This window comes from Butyricimonas hominis (assembly GCF_014287455.1).
Classification (GTDB): Bacteria; Bacteroidota; Bacteroidia; order Bacteroidales; family Marinifilaceae; genus Butyricimonas; species Butyricimonas muris.
In genome coordinates, this window is sequence record NZ_JACOOH010000001.1 from 496986 (window position 1) to 521889 (window position 24904).

Consider the following 24904-nt stretch of genomic DNA (forward strand, 5'->3'; position numbering starts at 1 on the left):
TAAGACTATGAAAAAGATATATATTTGGATTTTATCATTGTCTGTCCTGATTTTAGGATGTATGGATGATAAAGGTAATTATAGCTATTCAGAACTGAACAAAATCACGATAGATAATATCGCATGGAGCAACAGTATTAACTATGGAGATCCCTTGAACATAACTCCCGAATTATCTTTCTCTCTCGATAGCGTCAATGTAAGTTTAAGTTACGAATGGATTGTCAACGGTGTGGTTATAGATAGTACCTCTCCCGAACTCCATATCGAAAGTTTCAAAGAATTTGTCGGAAACCGGCGTTGTTATTTCCGCGTGGAAGATAACAGCACGGGTATGAAATACACGGCAGAATTCATGGTAAATGTTTCCGGCACATATCAAGCCGGTTGGCTTATATTATCGGAAAAAGATAACAAATCCTACCTCTCCTATGTCAAAGAACAAAAGAAAGAGGATGACGATGGCAATCTTATTGAAATCGTATACGGAGAAGAAACCGATGTCTACAAAAATGTCAACGGAACCGATCTTGGCTCCGAACCGATAAAATTACTCGAACATTGGAGCTCAAACTATTCGTCCATTGGAGAGATCCTAGTGTTACAAAAATCCGGTTCCGTGGAATTAGACGGTAGTGCCCTCACGAAGGCTGTTGACACGGAGCTGGAATTCCTTGGAGAAACATATCCCGCCAATTTCGTACCTAAGGATGCCCTTTATCCCGAAATATGCGGTTACTTGCTTTCCGAAGACGGAAATGTATACAGTCGTCGGAATGATGTCCCAAAAGAATATCATTCGGGACGCTTCATGGCGGAACCAATGCGGGCAAGCGGCGGCATGCGTATCAGCCATTTCATCCCGACCTTATATTTGAATAGCAAATGTATACTCATGTTTGACGAACTCAATCATCGCTATTTAGCCTGCATGGATACGGATTACGAACCCAAATTATGCGGGGAACCCACCGTTATCTCGCATAAAGATTATCCCGACGATTTTTCCGACCTTAATAATATGACACGGGAAATTGTATTTGCGGCAAGCTATGAAAACCCGGATCCTTGGGCTGACTATGAAAACAGCGTATTTTCAATTTTGTATGACAGAACTGAAAACCAATACTATATGCAGAATTTCGGCATAGGTGCTGTATGGTATACAGGAGCAATCAACATCGCTCCCGACTACGAAATACCTTTCCCGGACGGAGATATGTTGAACGGAAATAATGTTTTTGCCATTTCCCGGAAAACTCCTTATTTCTTCTTTTCAGCAGGAGCCAATCAAGAGAAATTATACTGGAGAGATATGAATGATAAAACCGGAAAAGCACACCTTTTCGACATTGACTTTGAAGGGCATAGCATCACTTCAATCGCAGTTGCCATGAACGGCGACAGAATAGGCGTCGGTCTGGACAATGGAATATTTTACCTCATTGACGCAACAGATGTAGGAATCTGGAAAAGCAATGTTCTATATAAAACAAAGAACGACATGGGTAAAATAAAACATGTTATCTTTAAAAGCGGAGCAAGAAGCGTATTCATGTGGGGCGAAGAATAGATAAAAACTCTGTCCGTCACCGGCTTTCTTTGTAAACAAAAACCGGCGGCGGACAGCCCTCAATCTTAAATCTAAAATTTAAAATCGTAAATCACATATACCCTTTCTCCTTCAACATCCCCTGTATCTTCATCGCGATCTGCATTCCCCATTGTTGCCCTACTTTCATACTTTCGGACATGATTCCCGGTTGTGCGGCAGCCATTTTCTTACCCACGGGTGTTTCATAGAATTTGATAATACCTTCCAAATCAGCCTGTGTCAAGTGTTTCGAATAAACCGGAGCCAACATACCGACAACATCGTCCATGATGGTTTTCATAATTTCCGCCTCGGCTGTTTTCCAAAATTCCTCGGGTACATTCGGCAATTGTTGCTTCATCATGGCAAACATTTGCGGAACGACCATTTTGAACGTAGCATCACCGCCGGAAACGGTGATCATCTTTTTCAACGTCTCTACATATTCTTTTGAAGGTTGGGTCTGAGGAGCTTTTGCCTCCGCGACACTCCACAAACACAAGGATAACGCGATTAATAACAAAATTCTTTTCATATTCTTTTAATTTTTAAATAGTGTAACAAAGGTATCTTTTTCATATAAAATTCATACCTTGCAGACTGAAAAATAAAGAGCTGACCTATGAAATATGTATTTACACTTGTTGTATCTCTATTATTAGCATGCGGAACGTTATTCGCGAACGGGCCGTTATTACAGAAATTGCAGCAAATCAAAGAGATATCCGATATACGGGAATTAAAAGTTCCTCCCTATAGCGAATATTACGAGTTTTGGTACGAACAACCGATCGACCATAACAATCCCGCGAAAGGCACATTCAAACAACGGGTGTTGCTCGGGCATCGGGACTTCAAAGCGCCCATGGTGGCAATCTTGGAAGGATACGGGATATATTCTCCCACCGAAAGCGAGTTATCGCAATTATTCAAGACAAACCAACTCACGATAGAACACCGTTTCTTCAACAACAGCAAGCCCGCCGGGGAAACTCCTTGGTCGGACTTGACGCTGAAACAAGCGGCTACCGACCAACACGAGATCATCCAAAGTTTGCGCCAAAAGGTATACCCCGACACGAGATGGATATCAACCGGTATCAGCAAAGGCGGACAGACCACCGTCTACCACCGTTACTTCTACCCGGAGGACGTGGAAGTCAGCGTACCTTATGTTGCCCCGATTAACCTAGAGAAAGTGGACCCCCGTTTAGAGAAATTCCTTTCTAAACTCGGCGATACCCCGGAAAACAGACATTTGCTCGAAGGTGGCGGTAAAGAAACCAAATGGCAAATCTTCGATTTCCAGAAAAAATGTTTCGAGAACCTCAACAAATTATTACCCATGCTGGAAGAAACGGCACGTTCAAGAGGCTATACATTCGAAAAAGCAGGCGGCACGGAGCGGGCATTGAAATTAATCATCATGGAATTCCCGTTTGCATTCTGGCAATGGGGCAATAACATCAACGATATGCCACAACCGGAAGTGGAAGACTTCGAACAGATATACAATTATCTTGTCCGCATCTCGTCACCGGATTTCTTCAGTGACCAATCCATCAGAGACATCGAGGCCTTCTATTACGCCGCACTGACCGAAACGGGCATGTATGCGTACAACATCAAGCCCTTCAAAAAATATTTCAAAGAAGAAAAGGACAACATAATCACCTTTGACTTCGCTATGCCCAAGGGATACGAGAATACGCCTTTCAACACGAAACAATTACATGACATAAATAACTGGCTACAAACAAAAGCGGAAAATATGCTCTTTATCTACGGGGGAATAGACCCGTGGAGTGCTACCGCCGTTGACTTGAAAAAGAATACCAAGTGTGCCAAATACATAAAAGCGGATATGGATCACAAATGCCGTATCAAAGACTTCGAAAACCTTACTCGCGACGCCATCCTAAAGACCTTGAAAGCATGGATCAAGGGTGTCGAAGTGGAAAATGAAGCGGAAGAAGAAGTCCTATTCTACTAACTGGCGAATAATCGCATCCGTAGCGCCCAATTGTTTATTGACAAACTTTAAAGCACTTTGCCCGGCTGCCTCAGCGATAGCCGGGCTATTTATTAACGAGTCGAGCAAGGACGTGAATTGTTCCTTATCCTTGATCGAGAACGCTCCCCCGCAATCAATCAAGTCTACCGCTTCTTTGAATTTATGATACTTGGGACCGAAAATCACCGGGATTCCGTATATCGCAGCTTCCAACGTGTTGTGGATACCCTTGCCGAAACCGCCGCCGATATAGGAAATGGAACCATACCGGTATATAGACGACAGCACCCCGATAGTATCGACCACAAGTACTTGACATTTCGTCACATCGGCATTTTCATCCGTGTAACGTGCCACGGGTTTATGACACTTGTTCAGAATATCACGGATATGCCCCTCCCCGATCTCGTGAGGCACGATAATCCATTTAAAATCCCCTTCCTGCTTATTGATATAGTCCATGATAATCTCCTCGTCCCCCGGCCATGTACTTCCGCAAACCACGGCACGGCGGTCATTACAGAACGCTTCCACTTTCTCGATTCGTTTTGCCGCATCCGCGATCTGTTTCACGCGATCAAAACGGGTATCTCCCGTCTGTTGCACGTGGGTAATCCCGATAGAGGCGAGCAACTTAACGGATTCCTCGTCCTGCACGTAAAGGCGGGTAAAGAAACGTAACATCCGGCGGTACAGTCCGCCCCACTTTTTGAAAAAAGGCTGCTCCCGGCGGAAGATAGCAGATATCAAATAAGTCGGCACTTCACGTTCGTGCAACTCCCGGAGATAATTATACCAGTACTCGTATTTCACGAACACGGCAGCATCGGGATGCCATATCTTCATAAAGCGACGGGCATTTGCCGGGGTATCCATCGGCAAATAGAATATATAATCCGCCCCGGGATAATTCTTCCGAATCTCGTAACCCGAGGGGGAGAAAAAAGTCAACAATATCTTCGTGTAAGGCTCTCTCTCTTTCAACTTCTCGATCACCGGACGTCCTTGCTCAAACTCCCCGAGCGAGGAGGCATGAAACCACACCAATCGTCCTTTTTCCCGTCCTGCCGCTTCCATCCGTTTCCATATTCCCTTTCTTCCCTTCACCCACAAAGCCGCTTTCTCGTTAAACAGAGAAGCAATACCAATAGCGCCGCAATAAGCGATAATCCCGAAATTATACTCCAACATATTATTTTAGATTTTAAATTTTAGATTTTAGATTGAATATCAAGAGTATCTTCAATTTACAATTTACAATCTGTTTTCGGCTTCAAAGGTATAAAATTTCTCGCCCAATGGTATAACTTTTGTAAATAACGTTAAGCCGGGAATAATGAACGGGTTATTCCATTAAATTTACTGTCGGTTAAAAAAGAATGTGCCAGTATAACAATAAAATTATCAGGTTATGAAGATCAGATGTTTATTAACGTGTATAGTAAGCCTTGTCATCGTTTTTCCCCTGCAAGCGCAGGTAGGCAAAGAGATGAAAGCGTTCCGTAACAAGGAAGGCATAACCGTGACGATGCTAACCCCATCGCTTTATAAACTGTATAAACAAAGCGATATGTCTATCGCCGCGGAAGAAGCCTTGAATAACATGAAAGAAATCAACGTGATGTACGTTGACAAAAAACGGGCAACCCCTAAAGTAGTCGAAGAAATCAACCAAAGACTAATCCCGATCATGGAAAACGAGTCCAAGTACACTCTCGTACGCAGCCATCAAGGCGTATACGGTCAGGAGCGTCTGTACGTGACACAGAACAACGAGCAGATCACGGCATTAGTATTATGGAACGAAGAAAGAGAACAGCTCTCCGTGATTGAATTAAAGGGAAATATCGACTTGGATAATGTGGATGAGATCGCTGCGGCTCTCAATGTGAAAGGACTTGACAGACTGGCATACATCAACACTCCCGCCGAAGGCAGTTCTTTCGCCGAGAGGATGGGCAACCCGATGGACCTGCTCAAACGGATGGAAGAGAGATTCGGGGTTAAGAGAGATTCGCTCTTCGGCGAAGATCCTTTCGGAACCCTACGGGAACGATTCGGGAATATGGGCAGCATGGAAGATATGATGAAACGTGCAGAAGAGGCATTCCGCAACATGGGCAGTATGTTCAACGGGATGGACGGCATGTCCGAATCTATTTCCAACGGTCTGGAAGTCATCCGCGAGAACGGTAAAACCCGTATCAAAGTAAACGCTACCAATTCGGAACTCGCGTACTTGATCGACGGGGTAGAATATGCCGCCGACAGCTTGAAAAACGGGATACCAGAGGAAATCGCCAACGTGATTATGGTCACCGAACCGGGTAACGCGAAGAAGTCCCACGTGATTATCAACACCCTGAAAAAATCAGGACAATTCATCAGCTATTCCAACGGCGTCTTGAAATACAAATACAAAAATCAGGAATTTACGGTCAATCCGGAGAAACTGTCCGAACCGTCATTACTCGTCAACAATCGGCTCACGAGAACATTCAACGTCGACCCGATGCAAATTATTCAAATACGCCCGGCAACGGAAAGCGAGCGAAAAATACTTAACGCTCCGTCCGCCCAAGTAGTTATTGTTACAGACGAAATGAATTTCGGGTTCTAACATTTTTTCCTTATTCTCGTATAGCAGTTAGTAGAAAATAGACTAACACAATTTATACACTATGAGACTGGCTGCTATGACGAGGACAGGATGTATCCTGTCATTTATTATTTTCACACTTATAACTTTGGCGGGGAAAGCTGCCCCGCCACAAGTCAACAAACCTTACAAAAGGACTAGCAATGCCCCGAACCTGCAACAGACACTTCCCTCGAACGACGAATGGTGGAAACTGTTCAGAGATCCCATACTCGACACGCTGATTGACAAAGCGGTAATCAAGAACTACGACGTCCGTAACGCGATCCGCAAAATAGAACTGGCTAAAGCCAAATTACGGGTAGACCGGAGTCCTTATTACCCGACCATCTACTTCTCGGGTAGTTACGCGCCGGAAAAAAGCAGTCTTAGCGCCGACAAGAAAAACATCATCGAACGGGTGGGAAGCGCCACGGTCAATTTGAACTGGGAACTCGACGTTTTCGGACGAATCCGTAAAGAAAGTTCCTCACAGAAAGAGTTCTATCTCGCCGCCCAAGAAGACTACCGGGGAGTTATGGTATCACTTGCCGCCCAGTTGTCCACGGCATACGTCAATCTGCGTTGCGCCCAGAAGCAACTCGAAGTGACTCAAAGGAATATCGAATCCCAAAAACAGGTCATGGAACTCACGGAATCCAAACTAAACGTGGGACTCGCATCCCGGCTCGACGTGGCTCAGGCAAAAAGTCTTTACCTGCAAACAAAAGCATCCCTTCCGGGTATCGAATCAACTATCGCGCAACAAATAAACCTGATCGGGGTATTGATCGGGGAACATTCCGTTCAGATTCGGGATTCCCTGTTCAGAACACACCCGCTCCCGGAAAACCCGAGAGCGGCAGCCGTCGGGATTCCCGCAAACCTGATCCGCCAACGACCGGATGTACGTTCGGCAGAGAGAACTATCGACGGACTGGCCGAGGCTGTCGGGGCAAGCCGTGCCGACTGGTGGCCGAAATTTCTCGTGACAGGTTACATCGGTTACGCTTCCGAGAACTTCGAACACTTCACGGACAAGGAAAACATGATATGGCAAATTGCTCCCTCTATCAAGTGGACGATATTCAGCGGTCGTAACCTCGTGGAATCCAAGAAATCAGCACAAATCCAATTGGATGAAGAGATCAACTCGTACAACCAGACCTTGCTCACCGCCTTACAGGAAGTGGACAACGCGCTGGTAACTTACAACAAATCCCTCTCGCAAATCTCCGCCCTGAACGATGCTTACCAGCAATCACAATTAACACTGGATCTGGCGATAGAACAATATAAAAACGGTCTGACAAGCTACCAGAATGTGCTCACGTCACAATTGAGCCTGCTGAATTACGAAAATTCCCTCGTGGAAGCGCGGGCAGCGTCACTCCGTTACTTGATAGAACTCTATCAGGCTCTTGGCGGAGGATGGCCTGTGGAATAATTTTAGATTTAATGATTTTAGATTTCATTTACACGAACTAACATACATATTTATTATGAAAGTATCCAGTTTTATCTTCTTTATTCCGATCATCTTTTTAACGGGATGTGGGGATTCCAAGCAAAAAAAAGAAACACCTCAGGCTCCCTCGGTGGAGATCGCTCATCCGGGATTCCGTACCGTGGTTTACACGTTTGAATACCCGGGGTATATGGAAGCGGAACAGACCGTCAATCTGGTTGCCCGCGTATCTGGGTATCTCGATTCGTACAACTTCACCCCCGGTCAGCGGGTACGGGAAGGACAAACTCTTTTCGTGATAGAACCTCAACCTTACAAAGACAAGGTTGTCCAAGCCGAAGCGAATGTAGAAAGTTGCAAATCCAAACTGGCATACGCCAAGGCATCCTACGAACGCATGAAAGAAGCCGTGAAAAATAAGGCTATCAGCGAAATAGACTACCTGCAATCCCAATCGGATTACGGGGAAGCGGTTGCCGCCTACGAGGATGCGCGGGCACAATTGAGTTCCGCCAATATAGACCTATCCTATTGCACGGTAAAAGCTCCTTTCACGGGACGGATATCCCGTAACATGGTCGATCCCGGTAATATGGTAGGAACCGACGCCAACAATTCGGCACTGGCAACCATATACAAGGACAACCAGATGTACCTTTATTTCAATATGGCATACGCCGATTTCATGCAATTACCCCAAAACAGTCCGTCGGCACTACCCGTCACAATACAAGACGTGAACAATCCCGAAAAAACATGGATTGCCTCTCTCGATTACCGGTCGCCCAACGTCGACCTCTCCACGGGAACCATCACCGTACGGGCAATAGCCAGAAACCCGAACGGGGATTTGTTGAGCGGAATGTACGTGAAAGTTGTCGTACCTTACAAGAGTGTACCGAAAGCCATCGTCATTCCCGAGGCTTCCATCAGTACCAACCAAGGAGGACGTTACATCTACCTCGTCACCCCCGACGATACCGTGGAATTTCGTCAAGTAAAAGTCGGAACCCTAACCCCTGACGGCATGCGGGAAATCATCAGCGGCATCACCACCGAAGACCGCTACGTGACCAAAGCCCTCATCAACATCCGTCCGGGAATGAAAATTAAACCCATTTTAAAATTTTAGATTTTAGATTTACGATTTTAGATTCCAGCCACACGAAACCCAACGTTGCCGACTCCTTAAATCGTAAATCATAAATCCAAAATCATAAATCTAAAATTCAATCTTTATGATGTCCAAGTTTTTCATCAACCGCCCTATATTCGCCACTGTCCTTTCCATCCTTATCGTGGTGGCAGGAGTGATCTCCTTGAGCTCATTACCCGTGGAACAATACCCCACGATCACGCCGCCGACGGTAGTCGTGGAGGCACAATACCCGGGAGCCAACGCCACGACCATAGCGCAGATGGTGGCAACCCCGATTGAACAACAAGTGAACGGGGTGGAAGGGATGTTATACATGTCGTCCACCTCGTCCAGCGCGGGAATATACAAACTCACGGTCACGTTTGAAGTCGGTACCGACCTCGACATGGCAACCGTCCTCGTGCAAAACCGGGTAAACATAGCCCAAAGCGCACTCCCGCAGGAAGTCACCAAACTGGGTATCACGACCACGAAAGAATCTACCAACGTGGTCATGTTCCTCACCCTGACCTCGGACAACCCGAGCTATGATGCCCTATACCTCTCCAACTACGCGGAGTTAAACCTCGTCAACGAATTAAGCCGAATCAAAGGGGTGGGAAGTGTCGGTTCCTTCGGTGCCGGCAATTACAGTATGCGCGTATGGCTGGACCCGAATTTACTCGCTATCCGGGATGTCAGTCCGGAAGAAATCATTTCCGCTATCGAAAGCCAGAACATACAGGTAGCCCCCGGCTCAGTAGGTGCACCCCCTTTGGCAAGCCCGGTAGCTTTCCAATATACTCTCGAAACACAAGGATTACTTGTCAATGAAGAAGAATTCGGCAATATCATAATCAAAGCTCTCCCCGGCGGGAAATACCTCCGGGTAAAAGATGTCGCCACGGTGGAACTTGGCAGCCAGTCATACAGTGCCAGTGCCACGTTGAAAGGTGGTGCTGTCGCCGCCATCGCCATTTATCAGCTTCCGGGTGCCAACGCCATCGACGTTTCCCAACGAATCAAAGCACGGGTAAACACCCTCTCGTCCTACCTTCCCGACGGAGTAAATCTCAACATCACTCTCGACACCACGGAATTTATTCACGCCTCCATCAAAGAGATATACAAAACTTTAGGTACCGCATTCCTGCTCGTGCTCATCGTTATACTACTGTTCTTGCAAAACTGGCGGGCGATGCTGATCCCGTTGATAGCAATCCCCGTCTCGCTTGTCGGAACCTTTGCCTTCATGAACATACTCGGTTTCTCGATCAACACGCTGACTCTTTTCGGACTGGTACTCGCCATCGGACTGGTAGTCGACGACGCCATTATCATCGTCGAGAATAGCTACCGACTGATAGAAACCGGGAAATACACCGATATGCGGGCAGCCGTCACCCAAGCCATGAAAGAGGTTTCAGGCGCCATTGTCGGCATTATACTCGTTTTGCTCGCCGTGTTCATTCCCACGGCATTTATCGGGGGAATCACCGGTTCGCTCTACAAACAGTTTGCCCTCACGATTGCCGCCGCTACCGTGATCAGCGGATTCAACGCCCTGACTCTTAGCCCCGCCCTTTGTGCGCTATTCTTGAAACCGGCAAAACCATCCCGTTTCTTCCTTTTCAAGGGATTCAATAAATTCTTCGAAAAGACCAGTAACGGGTACATGTGGGTAGTACGGGGCTTTATCCGCAAATCGGCTCTGGCGATGTTTATCTTTATCGTTTTGTCCGTACTTGCCTTCTTGGGCTTCATGTACAGACCGACCACTTTCGTTCCGAACGAAGATCAGGGATATTTCCTCGTCTCCATGCAACTCCCCGACGGGGCTTCCCTCTCCCGCACGGAAGAGGCATCTGCCAAAGCCGGAGCCATATTAAAAGACATCGACGGGGTGCGAACCTATATCACTATCAATGGCTTCTCCATGATGGACAACGCTCAAAGTTCCAACGCGGCATCCATTTTCGTGATGCTCGAAAACTGGGACAAACGTAAAGCAAAAGCCCTCGGAGTCGATGCCATCACTACCCGTTTCAACGAACTCGCTTACGTGGAAATCCCCGAGGCACAGAGTTATGCCGTATCCCCGCCACCCATACCCGGGTTAGGAGAAAGCAGCGGCTTCCAACTCATGCTGGAAGACATCAATAATTACGGTTCAGCAGCCCTGCAACAAGCCACGGATCATCTTGTCGATGCCGGCAACCGATACCCCGGACTTGCCATGCTCCGCTCCACGTTCAGTGCCAGTGTTCCGCAATATTACCTGAACATAGACCGGGACAAAGTGGAATTAATGCAAATCCCCATCGGCGACGTGTTCAGCGCGTTGTCGGCATATATCGGTTCTATCTACGTCAACAACTTCGTGAAATACGGACGTACTTTTCAAGTCAACCTCCAAGGCCTGCCTTCCACCCGTGAAGTCATCGATGATGTGTTGTTCCTCAACGTGAAAAACACACAAGGCAACATGGTTCCATTCTCCGCCTTTACCACCGTGGAACAACGTCTAGGCACAGAATTACTACCCAAGTACAACACCTATGCGGCAGCTTCCATATCCGGCTCGGCAGCAGCGGGATACAGTTCCGGTCAAGCCCTTACCGCCATGGAGCAAGTCGTCAAAGAAGAATTAGGCAACACGTTCGGGTACGAGTGGACAGGCCTGTCCTATCAGGAAGAAAGTGCCGGTTCAACCACCACCGCGATATTCATTCTCGCCATCCTCGTGGCATTCCTTATTCTTGCCGCTCAATACGAGAGCTGGACGTCACCTTTCGCCGTTGTCATGGGATTGCCTATTGCCCTTTTGGGCGTTGTCATCGGATGCCTTGTAATGAATTTGCCGATCAGCGTCTACACCCAGATCGGTATCATCCTGCTGATTGCCCTCACGGCAAAAAATGCCATCCTAATCGTGGAATTCGCCCGGGACTATCGTGCCGCGGGAAAGCCGATCAGCGAAGCGGCTCTGGAGGCCGGACGGGTACGTTTACGCCCAATTTTGATGACCTCATTCGCCTTCATCCTCGGTGTATTCCCCTTGATCATTTCCACCGGAGCAGGTGCGGCCAGCCGAATCTCTCTCGGCACCGCAGTATTCTACGGTATGTTAATGACATCCCTCGTCGGCACACTCTTTATGCCCAACTTCTACTACATCATGGAATCCCTGCAAGAATGGTTCAAAAAGAAAAGTTCATGAAGTATTATAGTTTATAAAGTTTATAAAGTTCATAAGGTTTATAAAGTATTGGACCCCTGCGGGGCGCTTTGTCTACGGCAACTTGAGTTGCCGATAAGCATAGTCCGAAGGACACCCGTTACTTTATAAACCTTATGAACTTTATAAACTTTCAAACTCAATTAGTACACAATCGTCATTTCATTGATCAAGTTCTGGGCATTAGCCATCTTGTCTACAATAAACAACATATATCGCGTATCCAGATTGATACATCTTTGCAAATTTTCCTCGAAATCGATATCACCAGACATAGCTTCAGAGTTCCCGTCGAAAGCGGTACCAATCAACTCACCGTAAGCATTGATCACCGGAGAACCGGAGTTACCACCCGTGATATCGTTATTCGTGATAAAGTTCACAGAAATATTGTCAGCACCGTAGCGACCGAAATTCTTTGCATAATACAAATCTTTCAACTTCTGCGGAACCTCGAACTCTCCGCCTTTCGGGCCTTCTTTTTCCATCACACCCGTTAAAGTGGTGTAATAATCATAGAATACGGCATCCTTCGGTTTATAGCTCTTCACGTTACCGTAAGTCAAACGAATCGTGGAATTAGCGTTCGGCGCCCATACTTTGTCGGGTTGCATCTCCATCAATCCTTTCACGAACAGACGGTCACCTTTAGCGATATTCGTCCGCATCTCTTGTGTCAAACCACCCAATTTCTGGTAAGTCTCAAACAAAGAGTTACCCATAACATATCCCGGATCCTTCTCCAACTTCTTCATATCGGGTTTTGCCAAAAAGGCGTCAAAACGAGCCTGATCGGTAAATATTGATTTCTCTGATACCTCCTTGGCAAACTTATCGTAATTACCCTTGTATTTCTTATTGATCATTTTGATCACTTCCGGGTGCCATTCTTCAGTCACGTTATCGCTGTACATCTTCAGCATTGTAGCGATCAAATTCTTCTCAACATCCTTGTTATAATCCTTGAAAAACTCAGTCGCGTTATCCTTAATCGCGTCCATCATGCGTCCTTTAATCATCTCCGGAGTTTTCTCGTCGAAATACGCTTTCAGCGTGTTCGTCACGCGAACGGCAAACAACGGACTCTCCGCTCCCTGAAGACCGGCTTCCTGCATATAAGACATAGCCTCGTTGTAAGGATGCATAGCTTCATAACCTTCCTTAATCAAAGTCAAAGCCTTACCATATTTAGCTTTACGAGCAGACTCGGCATTCATCCAAGTTGTAAATTCACGCTCGATCTTCTCCTTCTCACCCATGGTGTTCAAGTTCTTCAAAGCGATATTCTGCTCGTGAGAATATTTCCAGTAATTCGCGCACGATGCATATTTAGAAGCGTATTGGATACGGGTTTTCGGATCTGCATCCATTCCTTCTTTCATCACGCGCAATTTCTCTGTACGTACTTTATAACGGATATCGTTCGTTACATCCATCGTTTCTTTCAGACCGAAAGAAGTCAGGAAACGATCCGTCGTTCCGGGGAATCCCATGATCATGGCGAAATCACCGTCCTGTACGCCTTTAGCGGAAACAGGTAAATGATGTTTCGGTTTCAAGGGAATATTATTCTGAGAATAAGGAGCAGGTTCTCCGTCCGGTCCGGTATAGACACGCATCATACAGAAATCGGCAGTATGACGGGGCCATACCCAGTTGTCCGTGTCACCACCGAATTTACCCATGCTCTGTGGCGGAGCTCCCACCAAACGAACATCCTGATAAATCTTGTACACCAACAAAAAGAATTGATTTCCCTCGAACATATCGATAACTTGCGCCTGCAGGTTAGTACCTTTCACGGCTTCCGCCGCAATCTGTTTTGAAACCGCACCAATAACCTCAGCACGTTGTGCCTCTGTCATATCGTCTTTCAAAACGGCATTCACCTTGTCAGTAACATCTTCCATGCGTTGCAAGATAGAAGCCGTGATCCCGGGATTCGGCAACTCATCTTTCATATCATATGCCCAGAAACCGTTAGACAAGTAATCATGCTCCACCGTGGAGTGCTTTTGAATCACACCAAAACCACAATGGTGGTTCGTCAAGACCAATCCCTTGTCGGAAATAATCTCACCCGAACAGAAATGCCAAAACGGGCGTCCGGCGTTACCCAAACCCACGATAGCATCTTTCAACGACGCCTTGTTCACGGAATAAATATCTTCCGCCGTCAATTTACACCCTTGTGCCTGCATCTGCTCAATATTTTTCCCGAGCAGGGACAACAGCCACATACCTTCATCCGCCCGCACGATTGACGTTGAAAGTAAAGCAACTAAAACAATTAAAACTCTCTTCATCTGTTTAAATTTCACGTTTATATATAATCGAATTTAATTCATTCCTCCACCACGAACTCGTGTCCCACCGCCTACTATCCAGCGGCAAACGTTCGCGAATATACAATTTAATTCTCTGATACTTCACGTAACTCCCCGTGATTTAATATTATTATAACATTCAAACACTTCTCTCGACAACATCTCCAACCTTCAATAACCTTGGATTTAATGCAACACTCTCGAAATAAAATCCGAGACGAAAGGCAGTATGCACAGCCTTCATTTATTCATGGAAGAAAAACACCTTCCATGTACCCGGAAGAATTCCATGTCAATCTTATTTAAACATACTATTATTTCCTTGTAAAATTTAGTAGACCGGGTATTTGGAACTTGTCAAGACCTTGTTTTTCCCGAGTAGATTTTAGTATCCAAGTAGCATTATTGCTATCTTTTCTTGTTAGATATGCAAGACCATTGTTGTTAGATTGTTCTCCTTCCCAATACGTGAATATCAGTTCATCAGGTCTATATGCTCCACCCACTAACGGAATGCCGGATTCTTCTACAATATTGTTCTCTTTAATTTCTCTATAAAAAACAATATGACCATTTTTTATCCGTTTAACAGATCCCACGATAGCCTCGAAATATTGGTTCATCTTTTTCGCGTACATCACTTTCTTCACAAGTGTAATCTCCACGGTATCATTTGTAGCTACTTTTGAAACCCAAGTTCCAATAAAGTCAATACTGTTATATTTCAGTTTCAGAGTATCACTAGAAACAGAATATTCATGTTGTATATTTTTAGCAATACCTTGTACACTAAATATACCCAAAATCAAAATTAGAATTGAATTTTTCATATTACTCCCCATTATATATGGTTGAATTTTATCGTAGCGTATTTTGCAAATATATTAATATTTTTTACATTTATATCCTAAAGCTCAGTCAAATTTTATTCACATTTACTCCTACCAATTCATAAAGTCCATTTCATAACAATGGACTTTTCTTTCCATTGCATTTTTTCATTTAAAAACATACCTTTGTTTCGCAATCTTAAAATCACGAAATTACATGAAGGTATTCAAGTTCGGGGGAGCATCCGTGAAAGATGCCGAAGGAGTTAAAAATCTATCCTCTATTGTCCGCGGGCAACACGGGCAACTCATCGTGGTCGTTTCCGCGATGGGCAAAACGACTAATTTGTTGGAAACACTATGCAATGCTTATTTCCACCGGGATAGTAAAACAGTGGCTATCATGGAAGAATTGAAAAACTTTCACCTCGACATCGTCAACTCGTTATTTCCCCTGAATGCTCCGGTCTACAAAAATCTGGACGAATTATTCACCTCCCTCGGAAACATCTTGAATACCGAATCTTCCCTGTGCTACGACTACGAGTACGACCGTATCATCAGCTTCGGGGAACTCATCTCGACCACGATTATTTCCCATTATTTAAGGCTGAAAGATATCGACAACCTGTTCATCGACATACGCAAATACTTGAAAACCGACCAGAACTACCGGAACGGCAACATCGACCTTGAACTCTCCGGGCAGCTCTGCGAAGAGGCTTTCGATTTTAAAAATACCACCATCTACGTCACCCAAGGCTTCATCGCCGGAACCCGTACCAACCAAACCACCACGCTGGGACGCGAGGGCTCCGATTACACGGCGGCATTACTTGCCAACCTGCTGAACGCCGAGGATGTCACCATCTGGAAAGACGTACCGGGAGTAATGAATGCCGACCCGAAAGAATACGACAAGGCACAAGTCATCAGCAAAATGTCGTACAAAGAAGCCATCGAGCTATCCCACTTCGGGGCAAAAGTCATTCACCCGAAAACCATAAAACCGATACAGAACAAACAAATTCCCCTGTATGTAAAATCATTCTTGCACCCGGAATCAAGCGGAACAATCATCGAGGAAATAGACGAGCACCTGAAACTCCCCCCCATATACATCAACAAGGGGAATCAATGCCTGCTAACCCTCACTCCAAGAGATTTTTCCTTCATCGCCGAAGAAAAACTCAGTCACATCTTTGCCATACTTGCGCGATACAAACTCAAGCTGAACCTGATGCAAAACTCCGCCATCAGCTTCTCGTTCTGCATAGACTGCAACACGGCCATCTTCAATGAATTCCTGCAACAATTGCAAGAAGAATTTGAGGTACGTTACAACCAAGATGTCAAACTGATAACCATACGCCACTACACGGAAGAAGCCATCCGGGAAATAATAGGCGACCGCCCGTCACTCGTGGAACAACGAAGCCGGACAACCGCCCAATTCGTGTTGAGAAACCATATGTCGGAACCAATTCACTCTCGTTCATGAAACAACAGACCTTGTCCATCATCATCCCCGCGTACAACGAAGCGAGTACCATATTCCGGTTACTGGAAAAAGTACATCATACCCGCCTCGTCCATGATATTCGTAAAGAAATTATTGTTGTAAACGATTGTTCCAAAGATAACACGGAAGAAGAAATCCTGCGTTTTACAGAAACTTACCCGGACTGCACTCTCGTTTATCACAAACAGCCGCACAATCAAGGAAAAGGAGCTGCAATTCGAGCGGGAATCCAAAAAATCACGGGCAATTGGACAATCATTCAGGACGCTGACCTTGAATACAACCCCGAAGATTACAACCCGCTACTGGAATGGATGATAGAGAACGACGGAAAAGTCATTTACGGTTCCCGTTTCCTGAACAAAACGAACAAACACTCCTACCAGAGCTTCTACCTTGGCGGACGGCTCCTCTCCATAGTGACGAACCTGCTGTACGGGCAACACCTCACGGACGAGCCGACCTGCTACAAGATGTTCGACTCGGGACTATTGCGTTCCATCCCCTTAAAATCCACGGGCTTCGAGTTCTGCCCCGAGGTCACGGCAATCGTCTGCCGCCGGGGATACAAAATACCGGAACTCCCTATCCGTTACTATCCCCGTAGCATCGAGGAAGGCAAAAAAATCAACTGGAAAGACGGGTTGATAGCCATCTGGGTGCTGGTAAAAATACGGTTCGCGAACAAACATTCACTCGAATAAACACCACAATCATGAATATATTCAAAAACATACAACCCCGAACGTTAATATATTACTGTTTAGGTATCATCACCTGTGTATTCGTCTTCAACTACATACAAATATTTGACTTCAAACCGGACTTAAACGGTGACAACGTGTACTACTACGCCCTCGGCAAAGCCCTCGCCTCCGGGCAGGGATACACCAACATCATGTTCCTCGAGGAAAGCCCCCACTCGCACTTTCCCCCGGGTTACCCGTTATTCACGGCACTCATCCTGCTGTTTTTCAAATCCTACACGGCTCTGAAAATAGCGAACGGCGTTCTTTTCGGCTTATCCATCCTGCTTCTTTTCTTCCTGACGAAAAGAATTTCAGGCAATATGCTTCTGGCATTACTGACCTGCCTGCTATGCTGCATGCAGCAAGCCATGTTGCGCTACTCGACCATCGTGATGAGCGAAATGTTGTTCACCTTCCTGACAATGGGAGTACTCTACCTCTTCAGCCTTCTCGACACGGACCGCCTTTTCAGCAAAGACCGTCCCCGCCGGCAAATACTCTATTTCGCGGGAATCATTATCGGACTGAATTACATCTACTTCGTCCGCACCATGGGAACATCCATCATTATCGCCGCCATACTCTACATGCTACTCCTTTGCGGGCAAAAAGCCGTCGGATGGCTAAAAAGCAAACGGGAGAACAGCGACATGCGAATCATTCATCTCAACAAACGAGCCCTAACAAGCAACCTACTCATCCTGTGCATCATTATTGCCACCTTCGCCGGGGCTAAAACCGCGTGGGATTTCAGAAACAAAAGCATCGGGGTAACTCAAAGCGATTACCTCAAAGACTTCAAGAAAAAGCCCAAGGGACAAACCATGGAAACATTCTCCGACTGGACGGAACGCGTGCAAAACAATCTCGTCAGCTACATCGGGAAATGGATACCCACCGCCGTCATCTCCGACGAACCCGCGTTTGACCAAAAAGTAACCCGAACAGACCTCATCAAAGGCACATGCATCGTTACTCTCATGATTCTGGGATTAATAGCCTTACCCCACATGAAACTCCTGCTCTTCCTGTACATCGGCATCACCATGGCAGTACTCATGGTCTGGCCGGAACAATATGCCGGACACCGTTACTTCATCGGCATCATTCCATTATTCATCTTCCTGTTCCTGAACGGCTGCGTGGAAGGATTACGCTTGCTTGTAAAGAAAATGCCGGAAACAACATTCACACGTCTAATCCCCACCGGGGGAATGGTCATCGTGTCCCTTTTCCTCTTTCCGCATTACGCCAAAGCTCTAAAACCACAGCAAAATTTCGCCACGTATAAAGTTTGGAACGAAAAAATTGCCGACGCCGCTTTCGTCGAATACATATACGCCATCAACTGGTGCAAAAAGAACTTACCGGAAGACGCCCGCATCGCCTGTCGCAAACCGGAATTATTCTACCTCTTCTCGGGAGGTCGGAAATCAACCAGTTTCCCGCAATACGCCACCCCGGAAGACCTGCTCAACACGTTCAAAGAGAAAAACCTCTCGCACGTCATCATCGACCGTTGGTTCCGCCACGGGTATGTCACCGTCTACCCGATGGTACAAAAATACCCCACCCATTTCAAACCCTTGATTCAAATCGGGCAGAACACGAAAAAACAGCTCCCGACGCTTATTTTCCAATTCTTCCCGCAAGCGGAATTGTAATATTCTTCAATAAACCAGAATACTTATTATGAACACATTAAGTCTCAAGAAAGCAACATCATTGTTCATCCTAACTTTAATACAAAGAGACGATGGACAAAAGAAACAAATTATGGAGACACCGGCAAATGGCACGCGTGTTCAAAGCTCGCATGATTCTTTATGCCGCTTATAGACATTGCATTATTCTCGAGGATAGCAGTATTGATAGTCATCCGCATTGGTTCGAGTTGGCAAAAGAAAAATGGGCAAGAGTTTACAAAACCACAGGAACTCCATGTAACTGTTCGATGTGCAGAGGAGAAAAGTATAACCGCAAGGAATACAAGAAAGAAACTCTGCGCATTATCAAAGAATCATTGGATTAGCCAATAGATTGAAACGTCATGAGGGGGACAAAAGTCCTTGTCTAAACTCAACTCTCCCTCTGTTTCCAGAAAAACTCACCAGCACTTCCTCTGTTCATAGAGAAGGTAGCGGCGTAGCCGACGGAGGAGTTTTAGAGGAAAATGATTTTTGACACCCTCATAACGTTTGTTAAATCAAACAAAGCACTCAAAACAACAGCTATTACAAATAGTTTCATCCCAACATTTGATTAACGCCAGAAACTACAAAATACGCCATTTTGATACCATAAAAAACTTTTCACGCACATTTTATCCTTATAGAAAATAAAAACAATGAATTATGACATTTTATCTTCCATGGAAGATAAAATGACACACTAGGGCTATAGATACTGAATTAACAGGGAAAACCTCTCCAATACAGTTATAAATGCAGTATCAATTCCGCATCACTTCCGGATGAATAGTACTTATAAAACTTTAGTAGTCCTTTTAATTCCCTATAAGAACGCTATTATAGTATAGGGTTTTAATAGCGTTTTAATAGGGAACTAATAGCGTTTTACACGGAAGTGAACCGGAAGTGATACACTATTGATACGGGATTCATTACTGTATTCCAGACTATTAGAGAACAACCTCTCGTGAATCACCCGAAAAAAGAAAATTGCACGTGTCGATATCGCGATCGAGTAAAAAAAGACATCAATTCCTATCAGTATTTCTACTTTCTAAATAAAATGGTATATTTGCAACTTGATTTTTTAAACGTGCAATAATAATATCTAAAAAGTTAGGAGTCACGATGGACAAAAAATTCCAAGAGTACAAAGGATTGGATCTCTCTCAGGTAAACAAAGACGTCCTGAAAGAGTGGAAAGCTCAACACACGTTCGAGGAGAGCTTGAAGATTAGAGAGGGGCATCCCTCGTTTGTCTTTTTTGAAGGTCCCCCTTCGGCAAACGGTATGCCGGGTATTCACCACGTAATGGCACGGACGATTAAAGATATTATTTGCAGGTACAAAACTTTACAAGGATTTCTCGTTGAACGGAAAGCGGGATGGGATACCCACGGGCTTCCGGTTGAATTGGGCGTGGAAAAGAAACTCGGTATCACGAAAGAGAATATCGGGAAAACCATATCGGTGGCAGACTACAACAAAGAATGTCGTGCGGACGTGATGAAATTCACCCGCGAGTGGGAAGACTTGACCGACAAGATGGGATACTGGGTAAACATGGAAGACCCGTACATCACCTACGACAACCGATATATCGAAACCTTGTGGTACCTGTTGAAACAACTGTACGAAAAAGGATTCCTTTACAAGGGATACACCATACAACCTTACTCCCCGGCGGCAGGAACCGGGTTGAGCACGCACGAACTGAACCAACCGGGATGCTATCGGGACGTGAAGGACACCACGTGCGTGGCACAATTCAAAGTGGTACGGGACGAGAAATCAGAAAAGCTGTTCGCGCATAGCGACGAAGTGTACTTCACCGCGTGGACTACTACCCCGTGGACGTTACCGTCCAACACGGCATTGGCTGTAGGTCCCGCTATCACGTACGTGGAAGTGAAAACTTACAACCCGTATACATTCCGCCCTGTAACCCTTATTTTGGCGAAAGACCGCTTCAGCGCTTACTTTAACAAGAAAGCGGAGGATATTGCCCTAGGTGATTACAAGGAGGGAGATAAACTTATTCCTTACGAGGTGGTTGCCGAATATCAAGGCACGGAACTCGAGGGCATCCGTTACGAGCAATTGTTACCGTGGATGACACCCATGGGCGACGCGTTCCGCGTGATCTTGGGTGATTACGTGAGCACGGAGGACGGTACCGGCATCGTGCATATCGCCCCGACTTTCGGCGCGGACGACGACCGGGTTGCCAAGATGGCAGGCATAGCTCCCATGTTGTTGATAGACAAAGATGGCAATAGACAACCGATGGTTGACAAGCGGGGACGTTTGTTCCTGCCGAGTGAAATCGACCCCGATTTCTTGAAAAATAACGTGAACTTAGACTTGTACGGGGAGTTCGCCGGACGTTTCGTGAAAAACGCGTACGACCCGGAATTAACGGACAACGATCCCACGTTGGATATAGACCTGAGTATCCTGTTGAAACGGGAGAACAAAGCGTTCAAGGTAGAAAAACACGAGCATAACTACCCGCATTGCTGGCGCACGGATAAACCGGTGCTTTACTACCCGCTGGATTCTTGGTTTATCAAAACCACGGCGGTACGCGACCGGATGATCGAACTGAACAAAACGATCAACTGGAAACCCGCAAGCACGGGTGAAGGGCGTTTCGGCAAGTGGTTGGAAAACCTCGTGGACTGGAATCTTTCCCGTTCCCGTTACTGGGGTACCCCGCTCCCGATATGGGTAAGCGAGGACGGAACCGAGAAAATATGCATCGGTTCGGTACAGGAATTAATGGAAGAGATGGAGAAAGCCGTACAAGCGGGCGTGATGAAGGAAAACCCGTTCAAGGATTTCAAAGCAGGAGATTACTCGAAAGAGAATTACGATAAAATAGATTTGCATCGCCCGTACGTGGATGACATTATACTGGTATCACCCACGGGACAACCGATGTACCGCGAGAAAGACCTGATCGACGTTTGGTTCGATTCGGGAGCCATGCCCTACGCGCAGGTGCACTACCCGTTCGAGAACAAAGAGTTGATAGACAATCATATCAAATTCCCTGCCGACTTTATCGCCGAGGGAGTGGATCAAACCCGCGGGTGGTTCTTCACGCTTCACGCTATCGCCACCATGGTGTTCGATTCCGTGGCGTTCAAGAATATCATCTCCAACGGGCTGGTACTGGATGCCAAAGGAAACAAGATGTCGAAACGGTTGGGCAACGCCATCGACCCCTTCGACACGATCGAGAAACAGGGTTCCGATCCCTTGCGCTGGTACATGATTACTAACGCGCAACCGTGGGATAACTTGAAATTCGACATCGCCGGGGTGGAAGAAGTGAAGCGCAAATTTTTCGGTACGTTGTACAACACGTACAGTTTCTTTGCCTTGTACGCCAATATCGACAACTTCACGTATGCCGAGCCGGAAGTTCCGTTCAACGAAAGACCGGAGATCGACCGCTGGATACTTTCTTTGCTCAATAGCTTGATCAAGGAAGTTACCGAGGCTTACGAGAGTTACGAACCGACCAGAGCCGGACGTGCTATACAGAATTTCGTGATCGAGAACCTGTCGAACTGGTACGTGCGTCTTTCCCGGAAACGTTACTGGGGAGGGGAACAAACCACGGACAAGTTGTCGGCTTACCAGACACTGTACACCTGCTTGGAAACCGTGGCTATCCTGTCGTCACCCATCGCGCCGTTCTACATGGATCGCCTGTTCAAGGATTTGAACAGTGTCACCGGACGTTACACGACAAGCGTTCACCTCACGGATTTCCCCGTCACTAACGACACGATGATAGACAAGCAACTGGAAGAACGGATGGATATGGCTCAACAGATATCCTCCATGGTACTCGGGTTGAGAAGGAAAGTTCAAATCCGCGTCCGCCAACCGCTTTGCAAGTTGTTGATCCCGATTTTGGACGAGGGGATGACCGCGCAATTGGATGCCGTGAAAAATATCATCCTGTCGGAAGTGAACGTGAAAGAGATCGAGTACATAACCGATACCGCCGGGATATTGATCAAGAAGATCAAACCGAACTTCAAGACTTTAGGACCGAAATACGGCAAGTACATGAAGCAGATTTCCGCTCTCGTGGCAGAAATGGACCAGAACGATATCTATAATTTTGAAAAACAGGGTACTTACTCTTTGCAAGTAGGCACGGAGAATCTGGAATTGACACTGAACGACGTGGAAATCATGTCGGAAGATATCCCGGGCTGGCTGGTTGCCAACGAGGGACGATTGACGGTGGCTCTGGATATCAACATCACGAAAGAATTGCGCGAGGAAGGTATCGCCAGAGAGTTGATCAACCGGATTCAGAATCTGAGAAAGGAAAAAGATTTCAACGTGACGGACAAAATAGATCTTCAAATCGGCAAGCATAAAGACATTAACGATGCCGTGGAGAATTTCAAGGAGTATATCGCCAGTCAGGTTCTGGCAGAGAACGTTACGCTGGCAGACTATGCCGATGAAGATGTGCAGCTCATCGAAATCGACGATATACATACTTTCATAAAGATTCGGAAAATGTAACCTAAGTGGGCTTTAACGAGTAAAAACGGATATTTTAGCAGCAGGAAGGTTGCAGAACGGATTTTTTTATTAACTTAGACAAAAACTTTACAACTATGTCAGAGAAGACCAGATATTCGGATGAAGAGTTGCAGGAATTCAAAGAATTGATTCTTGAGAAACTCGAAAAGGCGAAAAGAGATTACGAGGTTTTGAAAGCCTCGATCTCCGGAAGCGACGGGAATGACATTGCCGACACATCCCCCACTTTCAAGGTATTGGAAGAGGGTGCATCCGTACTCTCGAAAGAGGAAGCCGGACGTTTAGCCCAAAGGCAGGCGAAATTTATCGCGCATTTGGAAGCTGCATTGGTTAGAATTGAGAACAAGACATACGGAATTTGCCGGGTAACCGGGAAGTTGATCTCGAAAGAAAGATTACGCGCCGTGCCCCACGCCACGTTGAGCATGGACGCCAAAATGGGACAAGACTCTTGATCGTTACAAGCGATCGAGAGTCGCTTTTTTAATATTTTACAAGAATGAGCACGGGGAAAAAGCTAATTATTTTTATTGTCGCCCTTTTGATCATCGATCAAGTCGTGAAGATTTGGATTAAAACGCACATGATGATCGGGGATGAATTCAGTGTCTTCGGGGACTGGTTCAAAATCCACTTTATAGAGAATAACGGGATGGCTTTCGGGATGGAACTCGGGGGCGGTAGATGGGGTAAAACCGTTTTAAGCGTATTCCGCTTGGTTGCCGTTGTCGGCATCGCGTGGTACTTGCGACACCTGATCAAACAAAAAGCCCCAACCGGAGTGATTCTGTCTTTCGGGCTTATTTTCTGCGGTGCCGTGGGAAACATCATCGACAGTATGTTCTACGGGATGATATTCAATGACAGCTATTCCCAAGTGGCTACTTTATTCCCGAAGGGCGGAGGTTATTCCTCGTTCCTGCACGGGAAAGTGGTCGATATGCTTTATTTCCCGCTTTACGAGGGCTTCCTGCCCGAGTGGGTTCCGTTCTGGGGTAACAAGTTTTTCGTGTTCTTCCGTCCGGTATTCAACTTGGCAGACTCGTATATCACGATAGGCGTGCTAATGCTATTGCTTTTTCACCGCAAGTTTTTCGCGACACAGAAGTAATTTAAA

The 24904-nt window shown here is 46.0% G+C and carries 17 protein-coding genes; 13 read left to right on the top strand and 4 right to left on the bottom strand.

Translation table 11 applies throughout. From position 1 onward, the window contains the following. Positions 1-7: 7 nt before the first annotated feature. Positions 8-1573 carry a PKD-like family lipoprotein gene (locus tag H8S64_RS01945; RefSeq protein WP_186974730.1) on the top strand — a complete coding sequence of 522 codons (1566 nt, stop codon included), beginning with the start codon at positions 8-10 and terminating at the stop codon, positions 1571-1573. A gap of 91 nt (positions 1574-1664) precedes the next feature. On the opposite strand, the gene H8S64_RS01950 is transcribed toward H8S64_RS01945, so the two are convergent. Next, positions 1665-2129: a DUF2059 domain-containing protein gene (locus tag H8S64_RS01950; RefSeq protein WP_099291140.1), complete on the bottom strand. Its 465-nt coding sequence runs from the start codon at positions 2127-2129 to the stop codon at positions 1665-1667. 87 nt (positions 2130-2216) lie between these two features. On the opposite strand from H8S64_RS01950, the gene H8S64_RS01955 reads away from it, so the two are divergent. After that, positions 2217-3587, top strand: coding sequence for a S28 family serine protease (locus H8S64_RS01955; RefSeq protein ID WP_186974731.1), 1371 nt, complete (start codon positions 2217-2219; stop codon positions 3585-3587). Here the strand turns inward: H8S64_RS01955 and H8S64_RS01960 are convergent. After that, complete coding sequence (locus H8S64_RS01960) at positions 3576-4799, bottom strand: 3-deoxy-D-manno-octulosonic acid transferase (protein ID WP_255469386.1); 1224 nt, start codon at positions 4797-4799, stop codon at positions 3576-3578. The two genes, H8S64_RS01955 and H8S64_RS01960, sit on opposite strands and share 12 nt — an antisense overlap. A gap of 220 nt (positions 4800-5019) precedes the next feature. Between H8S64_RS01960 and H8S64_RS01965 the strand changes: the two genes are divergently transcribed. The 4 genes from H8S64_RS01965 to H8S64_RS01980 all read left to right on the top strand — a co-directional run bounded on the left by H8S64_RS01965 (position 5020) and on the right by H8S64_RS01980 (position 12072). After that, positions 5020-6228, top strand: a complete 1209-nt coding sequence (locus tag H8S64_RS01965) for a DUF4252 domain-containing protein (RefSeq protein WP_186974732.1) — start codon at positions 5020-5022, stop codon at positions 6226-6228. Positions 6229-6289: 61 nt separating this feature from the next. Continuing rightward, positions 6290-7693: an efflux transporter outer membrane subunit gene (locus tag H8S64_RS01970; RefSeq protein WP_186974733.1), complete on the top strand. Its 1404-nt coding sequence runs from the start codon at positions 6290-6292 to the stop codon at positions 7691-7693. A gap of 55 nt (positions 7694-7748) precedes the next feature. Beyond that, the gene (locus H8S64_RS01975) at positions 7749-8846 is read left to right on the top strand and encodes an efflux RND transporter periplasmic adaptor subunit (protein WP_186974734.1); all 1098 of its coding nucleotides are present in this window, start codon (positions 7749-7751) and stop codon (positions 8844-8846) included. Between the two features lie 106 nt (positions 8847-8952). After that, positions 8953-12072, top strand: a complete 3120-nt coding sequence (locus H8S64_RS01980; protein WP_186974735.1) for an efflux RND transporter permease subunit — start codon at positions 8953-8955, stop codon at positions 12070-12072. Between the two features lie 161 nt (positions 12073-12233). On the opposite strand, the gene H8S64_RS01985 is transcribed toward H8S64_RS01980, so the two are convergent. Both H8S64_RS01985 and H8S64_RS01990 read right to left on the bottom strand, forming a co-directional pair. Continuing rightward, a complete protein-coding gene (locus H8S64_RS01985) occupies positions 12234-14396 on the bottom strand; it encodes a S46 family peptidase (RefSeq protein ID WP_186974736.1) in 2163 nt (720 codons plus the stop codon). 335 nt (positions 14397-14731) lie between these two features. Next, complete coding sequence (locus H8S64_RS01990; RefSeq protein ID WP_141560907.1) at positions 14732-15247, bottom strand: DUF6705 family protein; 516 nt, start codon at positions 15245-15247, stop codon at positions 14732-14734. A gap of 217 nt (positions 15248-15464) precedes the next feature. Between H8S64_RS01990 and H8S64_RS01995 the strand changes: the two genes are divergently transcribed. The 7 genes from H8S64_RS01995 to H8S64_RS02025 all read left to right on the top strand — a co-directional run bounded on the left by H8S64_RS01995 (position 15465) and on the right by H8S64_RS02025 (position 24898). After that, positions 15465-16748, top strand: coding sequence for an aspartate kinase (locus tag H8S64_RS01995; RefSeq protein ID WP_186974737.1), 1284 nt, complete (start codon positions 15465-15467; stop codon positions 16746-16748). Then, positions 16745-17473 carry a glycosyltransferase family 2 protein gene (locus H8S64_RS02000; RefSeq protein WP_186974738.1) on the top strand — a complete coding sequence of 243 codons (729 nt, stop codon included), beginning with the start codon at positions 16745-16747 and terminating at the stop codon, positions 17471-17473. The genes H8S64_RS01995 and H8S64_RS02000 overlap by 4 nt, the downstream gene beginning before the upstream one ends. An 11-nt stretch (positions 17474-17484) precedes the next feature. Continuing rightward, positions 17485-19182, top strand: a complete 1698-nt coding sequence (locus tag H8S64_RS02005; RefSeq protein ID WP_186974739.1) for a hypothetical protein — start codon at positions 17485-17487, stop codon at positions 19180-19182. A gap of 92 nt (positions 19183-19274) precedes the next feature. Next, on the top strand, positions 19275-19550 hold the full coding sequence (locus H8S64_RS02010) for a hypothetical protein (protein ID WP_186974740.1): 276 nt from the start codon (positions 19275-19277) through the stop codon (positions 19548-19550). A 787-nt stretch (positions 19551-20337) separates the two neighbouring features. Next, positions 20338-23766 carry an isoleucine--tRNA ligase gene (ileS, locus tag H8S64_RS02015; protein ID WP_186974741.1) on the top strand — a complete coding sequence of 1143 codons (3429 nt, stop codon included), beginning with the start codon at positions 20338-20340 and terminating at the stop codon, positions 23764-23766. 95 nt (positions 23767-23861) lie between these two features. Further along, the gene (locus H8S64_RS02020) at positions 23862-24242 is read left to right on the top strand and encodes a TraR/DksA family transcriptional regulator (protein ID WP_018338122.1); all 381 of its coding nucleotides are present in this window, start codon (positions 23862-23864) and stop codon (positions 24240-24242) included. 44 nt (positions 24243-24286) lie between these two features. Beyond that, entirely contained in the window at positions 24287-24898 is a 612-nt protein-coding gene (locus H8S64_RS02025) for a lipoprotein signal peptidase (RefSeq protein ID WP_186974742.1), read from the top strand. Positions 24899-24904: the final 6 nt, after the last annotated feature.